Source organism: Serratia sp. ID 25-353 (genome assembly GCF_054792795.1).
Window position 1 is genome coordinate 162756 of the sequence record NZ_CM139236.1, and the last position, 15179, is coordinate 177934.

12 protein-coding genes, 4 tRNA genes and 1 other RNA gene are annotated in these 15179 nt (G+C 57.9%); 16 read left to right on the forward strand and 1 reads right to left on the reverse strand.

Annotation, left to right across the window (positions count from 1 at the left end; genetic code table 11):
* The first annotated feature begins 40 nt into the window (after positions 1–40).
* The 16 genes from wecB to ACYF6X_RS00750 all read left to right on the forward strand — a co-directional run bounded on the left by wecB (position 41) and on the right by ACYF6X_RS00750 (position 13257).
* Positions 41–1171 carry a non-hydrolyzing UDP-N-acetylglucosamine 2-epimerase gene (wecB, locus tag ACYF6X_RS00675; RefSeq protein WP_063989091.1) on the forward strand — a complete coding sequence of 377 codons (1131 nt, stop codon included), beginning with the start codon at positions 41–43 and terminating at the stop codon, positions 1169–1171.
* On the forward strand, positions 1168–2430 hold the full coding sequence (gene wecC, locus ACYF6X_RS00680; RefSeq protein WP_130017539.1) for a UDP-N-acetyl-D-mannosamine dehydrogenase: 1263 nt from the start codon (positions 1168–1170) through the stop codon (positions 2428–2430). Before wecB ends, wecC begins: the two co-directional genes overlap by 4 nt.
* Positions 2421–3494, forward strand: a complete 1074-nt coding sequence (gene rffG / locus ACYF6X_RS00685; RefSeq protein ID WP_172837467.1) for a dTDP-glucose 4,6-dehydratase — start codon at positions 2421–2423, stop codon at positions 3492–3494. Before wecC ends, rffG begins: the two co-directional genes overlap by 10 nt.
* A gap of 48 nt (positions 3495–3542) precedes the next feature.
* On the forward strand, positions 3543–4424 hold the full coding sequence (rfbA, locus tag ACYF6X_RS00690; protein ID WP_063989089.1) for a glucose-1-phosphate thymidylyltransferase RfbA: 882 nt from the start codon (positions 3543–3545) through the stop codon (positions 4422–4424).
* On the forward strand, positions 4402–5133 hold the full coding sequence (rffC, locus tag ACYF6X_RS00695) for a dTDP-4-amino-4,6-dideoxy-D-galactose acyltransferase (RefSeq protein WP_130017538.1): 732 nt from the start codon (positions 4402–4404) through the stop codon (positions 5131–5133). The genes rfbA and rffC overlap by 23 nt, the downstream gene beginning before the upstream one ends.
* On the forward strand, positions 5120–6250 hold the full coding sequence (rffA, locus tag ACYF6X_RS00700; protein WP_063989087.1) for a dTDP-4-amino-4,6-dideoxygalactose transaminase: 1131 nt from the start codon (positions 5120–5122) through the stop codon (positions 6248–6250). Before rffC ends, rffA begins: the two co-directional genes overlap by 14 nt.
* A 1-nt stretch (position 6251) precedes the next feature.
* On the forward strand, positions 6252–7502 hold the full coding sequence (gene wzxE, locus ACYF6X_RS00705) for a lipid III flippase WzxE (protein WP_107227497.1): 1251 nt from the start codon (positions 6252–6254) through the stop codon (positions 7500–7502).
* Positions 7499–8584 carry a TDP-N-acetylfucosamine:lipid II N-acetylfucosaminyltransferase gene (locus ACYF6X_RS00710; protein WP_130017537.1) on the forward strand — a complete coding sequence of 362 codons (1086 nt, stop codon included), beginning with the start codon at positions 7499–7501 and terminating at the stop codon, positions 8582–8584. The genes wzxE and ACYF6X_RS00710 overlap by 4 nt, the downstream gene beginning before the upstream one ends.
* Complete coding sequence (gene wzyE, locus ACYF6X_RS00715; protein ID WP_130017536.1) at positions 8581–9948, forward strand: ECA oligosaccharide polymerase; 1368 nt, start codon at positions 8581–8583, stop codon at positions 9946–9948. Before ACYF6X_RS00710 ends, wzyE begins: the two co-directional genes overlap by 4 nt.
* 14 nt (positions 9949–9962) lie before the next feature.
* The gene (wecG, locus tag ACYF6X_RS00720; RefSeq protein ID WP_130017535.1) at positions 9963–10703 is read left to right on the forward strand and encodes a lipopolysaccharide N-acetylmannosaminouronosyltransferase; all 741 of its coding nucleotides are present in this window, start codon (positions 9963–9965) and stop codon (positions 10701–10703) included.
* Between the two features lie 365 nt (positions 10704–11068).
* The gene (gene thrP, locus ACYF6X_RS00725) at positions 11069–12472 is read left to right on the forward strand and encodes a bifunctional threonine/serine APC transporter ThrP (RefSeq protein ID WP_025304867.1); all 1404 of its coding nucleotides are present in this window, start codon (positions 11069–11071) and stop codon (positions 12470–12472) included.
* 135 nt (positions 12473–12607) lie between these two features.
* Positions 12608–12684 (forward strand) — tRNA-Arg (locus ACYF6X_RS00730).
* Positions 12685–12739: 55 nt separating this feature from the next.
* Positions 12740–12815 (forward strand) — tRNA-His (locus tag ACYF6X_RS00735).
* Positions 12816–12855: 40 nt separating this feature from the next.
* Positions 12856–12942: transfer RNA gene (locus tag ACYF6X_RS00740), tRNA-Leu, on the forward strand.
* Between the two features lie 74 nt (positions 12943–13016).
* Positions 13017–13093: transfer RNA gene (locus ACYF6X_RS00745), tRNA-Pro, on the forward strand.
* A gap of 35 nt (positions 13094–13128) precedes the next feature.
* A non-coding RNA gene (locus ACYF6X_RS00750) (RtT sRNA) lies at positions 13129–13257 on the forward strand.
* 723 nt (positions 13258–13980) lie between these two features.
* Here ACYF6X_RS00750 and hemY read toward each other — a convergent pair.
* On the reverse strand, positions 13981–15177 hold the full coding sequence (hemY, locus tag ACYF6X_RS00755; RefSeq protein ID WP_063989082.1) for a protoheme IX biogenesis protein HemY: 1197 nt from the start codon (positions 15175–15177) through the stop codon (positions 13981–13983).
* Positions 15178–15179 lie beyond the last annotated feature (2 nt).

The window sequence follows — 15179 nt, forward strand, 5'->3', positions numbered from 1 at the left end:
CAGGCGGGGCCTGCGATTAACCGACCAAAAGAGATTCGCTGTGAAAGTGTTGACTGTTTTCGGCACCAGACCTGAAGCCATTAAAATGGCGCCGCTGGTACATGCACTGGCCCAGGATGAGGCCTTTGACGCAAGAGTCTGCGTAACGGCACAGCATCGTGAGATGTTGGATCAGGTATTGCGGTTGTTTGAGATCACGCCGGATTACGACCTGAACATCATGAAACCCGGCCAGGGGTTAACGGAAATCACCTGTCGCATCCTGGAAGGGCTGAAAGGGGTGTTGGAAGACTTCAAACCGGACGTGGTGCTGGTGCACGGCGATACCACTACCACGCTGGCGACCAGCCTGGCGGCGTTCTATCAACGCATTCCCGTTGGGCATGTCGAGGCCGGGCTGCGCACCGGCAATCTGTATTCTCCGTGGCCGGAAGAGGCCAACCGCAAACTGACCGGCCATCTGGCGATGTACCATTTCGCGCCAACCGAAAACTCGCGACAAAATCTGTTGCGCGAGCTGCTGCCGGACAACCGTATTTTCGTGACCGGCAATACGGTGATCGATGCGCTGTTCTGGGTGCGTGACCGTGTGATGAGCGATGCCGCGCTGCGAGCTGACCTGGCGCAGCGTTACCCGTTCCTCGATGCCGACAAGAAACTGATTCTGGTCACCGGCCATCGCCGCGAAAGCTTTGGCGGCGGCTTTGAGCGAATTTGCAGCGCGCTGGCGGAGATTGCCCGCAACCATCCGGAAGTGCAGGTAGTGTATCCGGTGCATCTCAATCCGAACGTCAGTGAGCCGGTGAATCGCATCTTGAAAGGTATCGACAACGTCATGCTGATCGAGCCGCAGGATTATCTGCCGTTTGTCTATTTGATGACTCAGGCCTATATGATCCTGACCGATTCCGGCGGTATTCAGGAAGAGGCACCATCGTTAGGCAAACCGGTGCTGGTGATGCGCGACACCACCGAACGCCCGGAAGCGATAGATGCGGGCACGGTACGCCTGGTCGGCACCGATGTAGCCAAAATTGTTGAAGCGGTGACCCGGCTGTTGACGGACGAAAGCGAATATCACGCGATGAGTCGGGCGCATAACCCATACGGTGACGGACATGCCTGTCAGCGTATCCTCGAAGCTTTAAAGAATCATCAGGTGACACTATGAGTTTTGACACTATTTCGGTTATCGGCCTGGGTTATATCGGCTTGCCAACGGCGGCGGCGTTCGCTTCCCGCAAGAAAAAAGTGGTGGGTGTAGATGTTAACCAACATGCGGTAGATACCATTAACCGCGGTGCGATCCACATCGTCGAGCCGGATCTGGACAAAGTGGTCAAGGACGCCGTCGACGGCGGTTTCCTGCAAGCGGTGACCAAACCGCTGGCGGCCGATGCGTTCCTGATCGCGGTGCCTACGCCGTTCAAGGGCGATCACGAGCCGGATCTGGCCTATGTCGAAACGGCGGCGAAATCGCTGGCGCCGGTGCTGAAAAAAGGCGATCTGGTGATCCTGGAGTCCACCTCGCCGGTAGGTGCCACCGAACAGATGGCGGAATGGCTGGCACAGGCGCGCAGCGATCTCAGCTTCCCGCAACAAGCGGGCGAAGCGGCGGACGTGAATATCGCCTACTGCCCAGAGCGCGTACTGCCGGGGCAGGTGATGGTGGAACTGATTCAAAACGACCGGGTGATCGGTGGCATGACGCCGAAGTGCTCGGAACGTGCCAGCGCGCTGTACAAGATTTTCCTCGAGGGCGAATGCGTGATCACCAACTCGCGCACTGCCGAGATGTGCAAGCTGACGGAAAACAGCTTCCGCGACGTGAATATCGCCTTTGCCAACGAATTGTCGTTGATTTGCGCCGAACAGGGGATCAACGTCTGGGAACTGATCCGCCTGGCGAATCGCCATCCACGGGTGAATATTCTGCAGCCGGGGCCGGGCGTCGGCGGTCACTGTATCGCCGTCGATCCGTGGTTTATCGTGGCGCAGAACCCGCAGCAGGCGCGCCTGATCCACACCGCTCGCCTGGTGAACGACGGTAAACCGTTGTGGGTGGTCGACCGGGTGAAAGCGGCGGTGGCCGATTGCCTGGCCGCCACCGACAAGCGCGCGTCCGAGGTGAAAATTGCCTGCTTCGGCCTGGCCTTCAAGCCGAATATCGACGATCTGCGTGAAAGCCCTGCGGTGGAAGTTGCCCATTTGATCGCTGAATGGCACGTCGGCGAAACGCTGGCGGTGGAACCGAACGTCGAACAGTTGCCGAAGTCGCTGACGGGTCATGTGACGTTGACGCCAATCGCTGAGGCGTTGCAGCAGGCCGATGTGATCGTGATGTTGGTCGATCACCAACAGTTCAAGGCCATCCGGCCGGAAGATGTAAAACAAACATGGGTTGTTGATACCAAAGGAGTATGGCGTTGAAACGTATTTTAGTTACCGGTGGTGCCGGTTTCATTGGCTCCGCAGTTGTGCGGCACATCATCGAGGCCACCGGCGATAGTGTGGTGGTGGTGGATAAGCTGACCTATGCCGGTAACCTCGAGTCGCTGGCGGTGGTGGCCGAGAGCGAGCGCTATGCTTTCGAGCGGGTCGACATCTGCGATCGCGCCGAGCTGGATCGGGTATTTGCCCAGTATCAGCCGGACGTAGTGATGCACCTGGCGGCGGAAAGCCACGTCGATCGCTCTATCGACGGCCCGGCGGCCTTTATCGAGACCAACGTGGTTGGCACTTACACTATGCTGGAAGCGGCGCGCCATTACTGGCAGCCGTTGGCGGCGGAGAAGAAGCTGGCTTTCCGTTTCCATCATATCTCCACCGACGAAGTGTATGGCGACCTGCACGGCACCGACGATCTGTTTACCGAAACCACACCGTATGCGCCGAGCAGTCCGTATTCCGCCTCCAAAGCGTCGAGCGATCATTTGGTGCGTGCCTGGTTGCGCACCTACGGTCTGCCGACCCTTGTGACCAACTGTTCGAACAACTACGGCCCTTATCACTTCCCGGAGAAGTTGATTCCGTTGGTGATTCTGAATGCGGTAGCCGGCAAACCGCTGCCGGTATACGGCAACGGCGCGCAGGTGCGCGACTGGCTGTATGTCGAGGATCACGCGCGCGCGCTCTATCAGGTTGTGACCGAAGGCGTGGTGGGCGAAACTTACAATATCGGTGGCCATAACGAGCGCAAGAATATCGAAGTGGTGCAGACCATTTGCGATCTGCTGGAAGAACTCGCGCCGAATAAGCCGCAGGGCGTGGCGAACTACCGCGATCTGATCACTTACGTGAAGGATCGCCCTGGCCACGATATGCGTTATGCCATCGACGCCGGCAAAATCGATCGTGAGTTGGGCTGGCGGCCGCAGGAAACCTTCGAAAGCGGCATTCGCAAGACGGTGGCCTGGTATCTGGCTAACGAAACCTGGTGGCGCCGGGTGCAAGACGGTTCTTATGCCGGTGAGCGTTTGGGGCTGTCAGATTAATTTAACGCCGCGTCGCTTTGCGCCGGCGCGGCGGGTTTTGGAGTAAGTATGAAAGGTATTATTCTGGCTGGCGGTTCCGGTACGCGTCTGCATCCGATTACTCGTGGCGTGTCCAAGCAACTGCTGCCGATTTATGACAAGCCGATGATCTATTACCCGATGTCGGTACTGATGTTGGCGGGGATCCGCGACATTTTGATCATCTCGACTCCGGAAGATCTGCCGTCCTTCGAGCGTTTGTTGGGTAACGGCGAACAGTTCGGCGTCAATCTCAGCTACGCTGCGCAGCCTAAGCCGGAAGGTCTGGCGCAGGCGTTTCTGATCGGCGAGGAGTTTATCAACGGCGATTCTTGCTGCCTGGTGTTGGGAGATAACATCTTCTTCGGCCAATCTTTCAGCCCGAAATTAAAAACCGTCGCGGCTCGCACCGAAGGTGCCACCGTGTTCGGTTATCAGGTGATGGATCCCGAACGCTTTGGCGTCGTGGAGTTTGACGAAAATTTCCGCGCGCTGTCGATCGAAGAAAAGCCGAAGAAACCGAAATCCGATTGGGCGGTGACCGGCCTGTACTTCTACGATAGCCAGGTGGTGGAGTTTGCCAAGCAGGTGAAGCCTTCCGAACGCGGCGAGCTGGAAATCACCAGCATCAACCAGATGTATCTGGAGCGTGGTGAACTGACCGTCGAGCTGTTGGGGCGTGGTTTCGCCTGGCTGGACACCGGGACTCACGACAGCCTGCTGGAAGCCAGCAGCTTCGTGCAGACGGTAGAAAAGCGCCAGGGCTTTAAAATCGCCTGTCTGGAAGAGATCGCCTGGCGTAACGGCTGGCTGGATGACAAGGGGTTGAAACGCGCCGCCACCTCATTGTCCAAAACGGGCTACGGCAAGTATTTGCTGGATCTGCTGCATGCGCGTCCACGCCACTATTGAGCCTTTGTCATGGGAAAGCGAGTTTTTCGCACTAGACAGCGCGAAACTCGGCTTCTCCTCCTCGGCTCCGGTGCTTGTCGAAGCCGATCTGGCGGCTTATACCTTGGTGCAGGCCAAAGTCCCCGCTCAGCAGCTTGCATTGGCGGATAGTCTCGCCGGCTTGGGATTTCGTCTGGTTGAGGGTGAGGTCGATCTGGTCCTGGCTCTTGAGCGTGAACGAGCGGCGGAACCCGGCGACGGAGCCCAGACTTCCCGTCTGGCAACCGAGTCCGATATCCCGGCATTGCGTGCCGCGGCGGCTCAGGCGTTCACCGTCAGCCGCTTTCGCGCACCTTGGTATCAACCTGATGACAGCGGCCGGTTTTATGCTTTGTGGATTGAAAAGGCCGTTTTAGGCACGTTCGATCATCAGTGCCTGTTGGCTCTGGACAACCAGGGGCAACCCGAAGGCTTTGTCAGCCTGCGTGACATTGGCGGTCAGGAAATGCGTATCGGCCTGCTGGCGGCTTTCCCTGGCGCATCCGGCCGGGGCGTGGGCGCCAGGCTGATGGCCGCGGCGATCGCCGAATGTCGGCAGCAGGGGATGCAGCGCCTGCGGGTTGCGACCCAGATAAGCAATATCGCCGCATTACGACTCTATCAACGACAGGGTGCCGTGATTGAAAGCACCGCGTATTGGTTATACAGAGGTAGACATGATTCCATTTAACGCTCCACCGGTTGTTGGCACTGAACTGGAATATATGCAGGCTGCCATGGGCAGCGGCAAATTGTGCGGCGACGGCGGTTTCACCCGTCGCTGCCAGCAGTGGATGGAACAGCGTTTCGGCAGCGCGAAAGTGTTGTTGACGCCTTCCTGCACCGCGTCGTTGGAAATGGCCGCCATCTTGCTGGATATTCAGCCGGGTGACGAAGTGATCATGCCGAGCTTTACCTTCGTTTCTACCGCCAACGCCTTTGTGCTGCGCGGCGCTAAAGTGGTATTCGTCGACCTGCGTCCGGACACCATGAACATCGACGAAACCAAAATCGAAGCGGCGATCACCGATAAAACCCGCGCGATTGTGCCAGTGCACTATGCTGGCGTTGCCTGCGAGATGGATACCATCATGGCGCTGGCGAAGAAATATAACCTGTTCGTGGTGGAAGACGCCGCGCAGGGCGTGATGTCGACTTACAAAGGCAAGGCATTGGGCACCATTGGCCATATCGGCTGCTTCAGCTTCCATGAAACCAAAAACTACACCGCCGGCGGCGAAGGCGGCGCGACGCTGGTGAACGATCCGGCCTTGATCGATCGGGCGGAAGTCATCCGCGAAAAAGGCACTAACCGCAGCCAGTTCTTCCGTGGCCAGGTCGATAAATATACCTGGCGCGACATCGGTTCCAGCTATCTGATGTCTGACCTGCAGGCCGCCTACCTGTGGGGCCAGTTGGAAGTGGCGGAACGCATCAACCAGCGCCGTTTGGCACTGTGGCAGAAGTACTACGACAGCTTCCTGCCGTTGGCGCAGTCAGGGCGCATCGAGTTGCCGATCGTGCCGGCGGACTGCGTGCATAACGCGCATATGTTCTATATCAAGCTGCGTGATATCGAAGAGCGCACGGCCTTTATCGACTACCTGAAGGAAGCCGAAATCATGGCGGTGTTCCACTATATCCCGCTGCATGATTGCCCGGCCGGTGAACAGTTCGGTCGCTTTGCCGGTGAAGATCGTTACACCACACAGGAAAGCGCGCGCCTGGTGCGTTTGCCGCTGTTCTACAATATGTCTGATGTCAATCAGCGTACGGTAATCAATACCATTCTGAGCTTCTTCGCCTGATATGTCGTTGGCAAAAGCATCGATATGGACCGCCGGCTCCACGCTGATCAAAATCGGCGTGGGGCTGTTGGTAGTGAAACTGCTGGCGGTGGCGTTTGGCCCCAGCGGGGTGGGGCAGGCGGGTAACTTCCGCCAGTTGATTACCGTGCTGGGCGTGCTGTCCGGCGCGGGCATTTTTAACGGCATCACCAAATACGTGGCGGAGTACCACCAGGATCCGCAGCGTCTGCGTCTGGCGGTGGGCACCGCGTCGAGCATCGTGCTGGTTTTTTCGACCTTGCTGGCGCTGGTGTTTCTGTTCGCTGCCGAACCGATCAGCATTGGGTTGTTCGGGCATGCCGATTACGTCGATGTAGTGCGCGCCGTCGCCTTCATTCAGATGGGCATCGCCTACGCCAACCTGTTCATGGCGGTGCTGAAAGGCTATCGCGATGCGATGGGCAATGCGCTGGCGGTGATCGGCGGCAGCCTGATTGGCGTGGTAGCTTATTACCTGTGCTTCAAGCTGGGGGGCTATGAAGGCGCGCTGGCGGGGCTGGCGCTGGTGCCGGCGTTGGTGGTGTTGCCTGCCGGGCTGATGCTGTGGCGGCGCAAAACGCTGCCGCTGCGCTATCTGGCGCCGCGTTGGGACAAACTCGTGGCCGGCAACCTCGGCAAATTCACCCTCATGGCGTTGATCACCTCGGTGACGCTGCCGGTGGCCTACGTGATGATGCGTAACCTGTTGGCTGCCCATTACGGCTGGGATGAGGTGGGGATTTGGCAGGGCGTCAGCAGCATTTCCGATGCCTATCTGCAGTTCATCACCGCTTCGTTTACCGTCTATCTGCTGCCGACGCTGTCGCGGCTTACGGACAAGGGCGCTATCTCGCGGGAGATCGTGCGCTCGCTGAAATTCGTGCTGCCGGCGGTAGCGGTGGCGAGCTTTACGGTTTGGGTGCTGCGCGATTTCGCTATTTGGCTGCTGTTCTCGGACAAGTTTGTTGCCATGCGCGATCTGTTTGCCTGGCAGCTGGTGGGCGACGTGCTGAAAGTCGGGGCCTATGTGTTCGGCTATCTGGTGATCGCCAAAGCGTCGCTGCGCTTCTATATCCTGACGGAAGTCAGCCAGTTTCTGCTGCTGACGCTGTTCTCGCACTGGCTGATCCCGCTGCATGGCGCGCTGGGGGCGGCTCAGGCCTATATGGCAACCTACATCGTGTATTTCGCGCTCTGTAGCTGCGTGTTTCTTATTTATCGTAGACGAGTATGACCACACTGATTCACGTTCTGGGATCCGATATCCCGCATCATAACCAGACGGTGCTGCGCTTCTTCAACGACGTGCTGGCGCCGCGTCTGCCTGCTGAGCAAACGCGGCATTTTATGGTGGCGGCCAAGGATGTGGCGGCACTGGGAGATTTCCCCGCCCTGAACATTGAGCCCTACGCAGACAAGAAAAGCCTGGCGGCAGCGGTCATCGCCCGTGCCCAGGCCGATCGCGATGCGCGCTTCTTCCTGCACGGCCAGTTCAATCCGGGGCTGTGGCTGGCGCTGTTGAGCGGCAAGATCAAGGCGCGTCAGGTCAGTTGGCATATCTGGGGCGCCGATCTGTATGAAGACGCCACCAGCTGGAAATTCCGTCTGTTCTATCTGCTGCGCCGCATTGCGCAGGGGCGAGTAGGGAATGTGTTTGCCACTCGCGGCGACGTGATTCACTACCAGCAGCGCCATGCGCGGGTGCCAGCCTCGCTGCTGTACTTCCCGACCCGCATGGATCCGGCGCTGACCGACGTTCACGTCGAGAAAAACCTGGCCGGGCCGATGACGATTCTGGTGGGTAACTCCGGCGATCGCAGCAATCGGCATATCGAAGCGCTGAGGGCGATTCATCAGCAGTTCGGCGCCGACGTGCGCGTGATCCTGCCGATGGGTTATCCGGCCAACAACGATGCCTACATCGAGCAGGTACGCGCCGCCGGGTTGCCGCTGTTCGGCGAGAAAAACCTGCAGCTGCTCACGCAGCAGGTGGCGTTCGAGGACTACCTCAATATTCTGCGCGCCTGCGATCTGGGCTATTTCATTTTCAATCGTCAGCAGGGGATTGGCACCCTGTGCCTGCTGATTCAGTTCGGCGTGCCTTTTGTGCTCAGCCGGCAAAACCCGTTCTGGCAGGATTTGGCGGAACAGCATCTGCCGGTGCTGTTCTACGGCGATTCGCTGGACGAGGCGGTGGTGCGCGAAGCGCAGCGTCAGCTGGCGGCGGTGGTTAAACAGGCGATCGCCTTCTTCAATCCGAACTATGTCGACGGCTGGCAGCAAGCTCTGGCGTTGGCGGCGGGAGAAAGCTCATGACGTTGGCGCAATTCGGCGGCCTGTTTGTCGTCTACCTGGTCAGCCTGACGTTTATCCTGACGCTGACCTACCAGGAGTTTCGGCGCGTGCGCTTTAACTTCAACGTCTTCTTCTCGCTGCTGTATTTGCTGACGTTCTATTTCGGTTTTCCTTTGACCTGCTTGCTGGTGTTTCAGTTTGACGTCGAGGTGGTGCCGGTGGAGTTCCTGTTGTACGCCCTGCTGTCGGCGACGGCGTTTTACGCCATCTATTACGTCACTTACAAGACCCGGCTGCGCAAGCGCCGCGCCCAGCCGCGCGCGGCGCTGTTTACCATGAACCGGGTAGAGACTCATATGACCTGGGTGCTGCTGGCATTGGTGGCGATCGGTACCGTTGGGATCTTCTTCATGCAGAACGGCTTCTTGCTGTTCAAGCTCAATTCCTACAGCCAGATCTTCTCCAGCGACGTGTCTGGCGTGGCGCTCAAGCGGTTCTTCTACTTCTTCATTCCGGCGATGCTGGTGGTCTATTTCCTGCGGCAGGATCTGCGTGCCTGGTTCTTGTTCCTGGTGGCGACGGTGGCGTTCGGTATTCTGACCTACGTGATCGTCGGCGGCACCCGCGCCAACATCATCATCGCCTTCGCGCTGTTCCTGTTTATCGGCATCGTACGCGGCTGGATCACGCTGTGGATGCTGGCGGCGGCGGGCATATTCGGCGTGGTCGGCATGTTCTGGCTGGCGTTGAAGCGCTATAGCCTGGATGTCAGCGGCGCGGAAGCGTTCTATACCTTCCTCTACCTGACCCGCGATACCTTCTCGCCGTGGGAAAACCTGGCGCTGCTGCTGCAAAATTACGACAAGATCGATTTCCAGGGCCTGGCACCGATCTTGCGTGATTTCTACGTCTTTATCCCAACCTGGCTATGGCCGGGCCGGCCGGACGTGGTGCTGAACTCGGCCAACTATTTCACCTGGGAAGTGCTGAACAACCACTCCGGGCTGGCGATTTCGCCGACGTTGATCGGTTCGCTGGTGGTGATGGGCGGCGCGCTGTTTATCCCGCTCGGCGCGATTCTGGTGGGCATGATCATCAAGTGGTTCGACTGGTTGTATGAGTTGGGCAAAACCGAGCCGAACCGCTATAAGGCGGCCATTCTGCAGGGGTTCTGCTTCGGCGCGGTGTTCAACATCATCGTGTTGGCGCGCGAAGGGGTGGATTCATTCGTGTCGCGCGTGGTGTTCTTCTGCATTATTTTCGGCGCCTGTCTGGTGCTGGCGAAGTTGCTGTATTGGCTGTTCGATACCGCCGGGTTGATCAAGGCCAGAGTGACGCGCACTCGCGCGCTGACGTCTCCGCCTCGGGCCAACGGTCTTTTGTAAGGGTAATGAGAACGATGGAAGCAAAGATTTCGGTGCCGCAGTATGAGCTGCGCGGTTTCAGCCTGTGGGGCTTTCGCGATATGGCGCACTGCATGGACTTTTTGTTCGACGGCGGCCGGGTAAAACAGGGCACGCTGGTGGCCATGAATGCGGAAAAGATCCTGAAGGCGGAAGAGGACCAGTCGCTGCACGCGTTGCTGGATGAGGCGGAGTACAAGTACGCCGACGGCATCAGCATGGTGCGTTCGATTCGTCGCAAATACCCGGCGGCGGACGTTTCGCGCGTTGCGGGCGCCGATCTGTGGGAAGCCTTGATGCAACGCGCCGGCCGTGAAGGTACGCCGGTCTTCCTGGTCGGCGGCAAGCCCGAAGTCTTGGCGGAAACCGAGCAAAAGCTGCGCAACCAGTGGAATGTTAACCTGGTGGGCAGCCAGGACGGCTATTTTAAACCGGAGCAGCGAGAGGCGCTGTTCGAGCGTATTCGCGCCAGCGGCGCCGCTATCGTGACGGTGGCGATGGGATCGCCGAAGCAGGAGATCCTGATGCGCGACTGCCGCACAGTGCATCCGCAGGCGCTGTATATGGGCGTGGGCGGCACCTACGACGTCTTTACCGGCCATGTGAAGCGTGCGCCCAAGGTGTGGCAGAACCTCGGTCTGGAATGGCTCTACCGCCTGCTCAGCCAGCCCAGCCGCATCGGCCGGCAGTTGAAGCTGTTGAAGTTTGTCGGCTACTACTACAGCGGCAAGATGTAACCCCTCATCCGGGGCGGAAAGTGCTGTTCCGCTCCGGTCTGCTGTACCAATAATCTGCTTTTGCGCGTTTCTCCCGCATATCTATAACCCTCGGCCCTAAACGCCGTCGCATTTATTCCATAAAGTTTTAAATTGCGGTTTGCTTATAGCGGCGAAATGCGAAACGATACCGCCCGGAAATTATCCCTGGCCGCTGAAGCCTGATGCGACAGCGCTGAACGATGTCCTTCTCACGGTAACTTCGCTCCGACTACCCGTTGATGCCAACCCGATCGGCAGGGGATGATTTATTCTTTTAATAATGACAATAACGACCGGCAGCAGCCGGCAGGCAAACACAACCCGAGAAAAATTATTGAGGATTTATGGCACACAAAGAGAAACCGCAAGGGCTACACCGGGGCCTTGAGGCCCGGCATATCGAGCTTATCGCTCTGGGGGGCACCATCGGTGTCGGCCTGTTTATGGGATCAGCCAGTACGCTGAAATGGGCGGGGCCGTCGGTACTGCTGGCTTACATCATCGCCGGGCTGTTCGTGTTCTTCATTATGCGTTCGATGGGGGAGATGCTGTTCCTTGAGCCGGTCGCCGGGTCGTTTGCCGTTTACGCGCATAAGTACATGAATCCCTATTTCGGTTATCTGACCGCCTGGGGCTACTGGTTTATGTGGATTGCCGTCGGTATTTCTGAGATCACCGCCATCGGGGTGTATGTGCAGTTCTGGTTCCCGGAAATACCGCAGTGGGTGCCGGCGCTGATTGCCGTGGCGATGGTAGCGCTGGCCAACCTGGCGGCGGTGCGCCTGTATGGGGAGCTGGAGTTCTGGTTCGCCATGATCAAGGTCACCACCATCATCGTGATGATTCTGGTGGGGTTGGGGGTGATCTTCTTCGGTTTCGGCAACGGCGGTGAACCTATCGGTTTCGCCAATTTGACGGCGCACGGCGGTTTCTTTGCCGGTGGCTGGAAAGGCTTCCTGTTTGCGCTGTGCATCGTGGTGGCGTCCTATCAGGGGGTTGAGCTGGTGGGCATTACCGCCGGGGAAGCCAAGAATCCGCAGGTGACGCTGAAACGCGCGATCAACAATATCCTGTGGCGCATCCTGATCTTCTATGTCGGCGCGATCTTCGTCATCGTTACCATCTTCCCGTGGAACGGCATCGGCACTACCGGCAGCCCGTTCGTGCTGACCTTCGCCAAGATCGGCATCGTCGCTGCCGCCGGCATCATCAACTTCGTGGTGTTGACCGCCGCGCTTTCCGGCTGCAACAGCGGCATGTACAGCGGTGGCCGCATGCTGTACGCCCTGGCCAAGAACCGCCAACTGCCGGCGGCGCTGACCAAGCTTTCCGCCAGCGGCGTGCCGGTGAACTGCATCGCCGTCACCATCGCCTGTCTGTTGGTGGGTTCCGCGCTGAACTACATCATCCCTAATCCGGAGCAGGTGTTCGTGTATGTCTACAGCGCCAGCGTGCTGCCGGGCATGGTGCCGTGGTTCGTGGTGCTGATAAGCCAGCTCTATTTCCGCCGCGCCCATAAGGAAGCGATCAAAACCCACAGCTTTAAGTCGATCATGTTCCCGTATGTGAACTATCTGACTATCGCTTTTCTGGTTTGCGTGCTGGTCGGCATGGGAATCAACCCGGATACGCGAATTTCCCTGTTGGTCGGGGCGATTTTCTTAGCGGGCGTCAGCCTGTGCTACTTCGCTTTCGGCATGCACAAGAAACATCATCCGGCTGAAAATCGGGTAGAAACGCGGCAATAAACGGTGAAAAGGGGCTACGGAGTGCGCTTTCCTGCGCGGGAGTGAGCAAAGCGTAATCAAACGCAACATTTCTGCGAAAAAGCACTAGACAGAATTGGCGTAAATCCGTAGTATCCCCTCCCGCAACGGCGCTACGCGCCCGTAGCTCAGCTGGATAGAGCGCTGCCCTCCGGAGGCAGAGGTCTCAGGTTCGAATCCTGTCGGGCGCGCCATTAAGTTTGTGCGCAGGAGCTGCGGTGGTAACATCGTGAGTAAGAAGTAGTAATGGTGGCTATAGCTCAGTTGGTAGAGCCCTGGATTGTGATTCCAGTTGTCGTGGGTTCGAGTCCCATTAGCCACCCCACTTCCTAAGAAGTGAAGATTTAGCAGTATTTTGTGACAGTGCGAAGGTGGCGGAATTGGTAGACGCGCTAGCTTCAGGTGTTAGTGTTCTTACGGACGTGAGGGTTCAAGTCCCTCTCTTCGCACCACGCAAAATATCTGATAAATATAAGATTTATATGGACAACGGTCTGATAAATCGGGTAGTATGAGCAACACAAATCGGCGAGTAGCGCAGCTTGGTAGCGCAACTGGTTTGGGACCAGTGGGTCGGAGGTTCGAATCCTCTCTCGCCGACCACTTTCGAAAAACCTGCTTTCTAAAGCAGGTTTTTTTTCGTCTGTCGTTTATGAGGATGAGTACCTCCGCAGGAGGTTCGAGCCTCGCGAAGCGAGACAACGTTGCTTTAGCAACGGCCCGCAGGGCGCGCATCAACGATGCGCGTAATCCTCTCTCGCCGACCACTTTCAAAGAAACCGACGCAAGTCGGTTTTTTTACGCCTGTAGTTTATGAGGATGAGTACCTCCGCAGGAGGTTCGAGCCTCGCGAAGCGAGACGAGAAGGCAGGCCCGCGCAGCAATGCGCGGGCTTTTTGCGTATCTAAGGATGAGCATGTTGCCTCTGCCGACAAACGTGTTGGTTTTCAGCGACAACGGCATCCCGCGCTGTCGTCAGGTTGAGACAAATAATTCATTGATTTAAAAAGATAAAATTGGCTTTGGCTTAAGTCGTCGTTTTGAGGCGACAACTTGATAAAGGCCGTTAACAAGGAACGCCAGAGAGTAGTTTTTGACGGGAAAGGGAGAGTTAAATAAAAAATCAATATTTTCAATATATTGAACTCTATTTTCCTATGAGGGAGCCTCAATTTAAAAGTTGGCACGCCAAATGCAATATCTATAGCGTAGATGCTCATTCCACCTCTTATGTTCGCCTTAGGCCTCATAAACCCTGGGAATGACGCAGAGCCGATTTAGGGTGCCTATCGCCCACGAGAACGATGACTAACCCGTCATCACGCTCAGGGCAGAACGTTGAGTGAGGCACCGCCCCTGTTGTCCTAGACCTGATTGCTTCTTTATACACTTGCCCTACGGCAAGTGTTTTTTTTGCGCCACAGAAAACCCCGGGGCAAAAAAAAGCGCGGCATCGGGGCCGCGCTTTTCTCACTCACTCGGGCAGGGCGTTATTCGCCGCCGTTCTGTTTCAGCGTCAACATCAGCCCCTCACGGCGCATCTGCGCCGCCTCATCCGAACGATGCAGTTTCTCCAGCGTATCGGCTAACCAGGCGTAGTCGTAAGCATCCGGGCGCTGTTTCAGCGCTTCACGGAAGGCGTCGGCCGCTTGCTGCCACTCGCCGTGCTTCATCAACAGCTGCCCCAGCGTGCTGTTCAACAGCGGCGTCGCGCCGTGTTGTTTCATCTGCTGACGCAGCGCTCTTTCCAACTGCTCGGGGTTGCCGGATTTGAGCCGCGGCAGCAACAGCACCAGGCGCTCGTCGTATTGGCGCTTCAGGCTGTCGAGCACAATCTCCTGCGCCAGTTCGTGGTCGTTGCATTCGATCAGGTGTTCCACCATCGCGATTTGCAGCGGCACCTCGTGACGCGTCTTGCGGCTCTGATCTTTCCACCAGCGCTTCAGGCCTTCACTGCCTTCGTCCGCCATTGCCTGATTCATCAGACCGATGTAAGCCTGCTGCTGCAACGCCAGTAGTTGTTCTTCGCTGTGCAGTTCGATTTTACGCATCGACGGCAGCACTTCCAGCAGTGACGCGTAGGCGCCGGTGCGCAGATAGGCTTGTTCCGCCAGACGCAACACTTCCGGATGACGTGGCGCCTGATTCAGCAGGCGATCGACACCGTGGCGCGCGGCGTGGTTCTCGCCCTGCGCCAGCTGGATGCGAACCCGGGTGATATCCACCGGCAGTTGATCGGTGTCGGCCGCTTCGGCAGCGCGCTCCAGATACTGATTGGTGCGGAAGTCGTCGCCGCGTTGCTGTGCGGCCTCGGCGGCCAGCAGGTAGTTCACCACCGGCTGTTCGGCGTGGTCGGCGTTGCGCGTCATTAGCTTCTCAACCTGCTTGTAGTCGCCTTCCGCCAGCTTGATCAGCGCGGCTTTGGTTTGCTGGCGTGCGCGGGTGCGCTTGCGGCCGATAAACCAACCGCGCGTGCGGGCGCCGGTACGGAAGAGACGGCGCAGGATCCACTCGATCGCCAGCAGCACCACGAACAGCAGCACCAGCATAATCACCAGGCCGGTGACGCTGGTTTCGATATTGTAATTGTCGGTCTGGATCAGCACATAGCCCTGATGCCCGGCCAACATCGGCCCGAGCACCACGCTGGCGATCACCACCAGGAACAGAAATAACACGCGTAACATGG

Bases quoted from the DNA above. Each gene is read 5' to 3' on its own strand.
- wecC (WP_130017539.1), top strand. From the start codon at position 1,168: ATGAGTTTTGACACTATTTCGGTTATCGGCCTGGGTTATATCGGCTTG.
- rffG (WP_172837467.1), top strand. From the start codon at position 2,421: ATGGCGTTGAAACGTATTTTAGTTACCGGTGGTGCCGGTTTCATTGGC.
- rfbA (WP_063989089.1), top strand. From the start codon at position 3,543: ATGAAAGGTATTATTCTGGCTGGCGGTTCCGGTACGCGTCTGCATCCG.
- rffC (WP_130017538.1), top strand. From the start codon at position 4,402: ATGCGCGTCCACGCCACTATTGAGCCTTTGTCATGGGAAAGCGAGTTT.
- rffA (WP_063989087.1), top strand. From the start codon at position 5,120: ATGATTCCATTTAACGCTCCACCGGTTGTTGGCACTGAACTGGAATAT.
- wzxE (WP_107227497.1), top strand. From the start codon at position 6,252: ATGTCGTTGGCAAAAGCATCGATATGGACCGCCGGCTCCACGCTGATC.
- ACYF6X_RS00710 (WP_130017537.1), top strand. From the start codon at position 7,499: ATGACCACACTGATTCACGTTCTGGGATCCGATATCCCGCATCATAAC.
- wzyE (WP_130017536.1), top strand. From the start codon at position 8,581: ATGACGTTGGCGCAATTCGGCGGCCTGTTTGTCGTCTACCTGGTCAGC.
- wecG (WP_130017535.1), top strand. From the start codon at position 9,963: ATGGAAGCAAAGATTTCGGTGCCGCAGTATGAGCTGCGCGGTTTCAGC.
- thrP (WP_025304867.1), top strand. From the start codon at position 11,069: ATGGCACACAAAGAGAAACCGCAAGGGCTACACCGGGGCCTTGAGGCC.
- hemY (WP_063989082.1), bottom strand. From the start codon at position 15,177: ATGTTACGCGTGTTATTTCTGTTCCTGGTGGTGATCGCCAGCGTGGTG.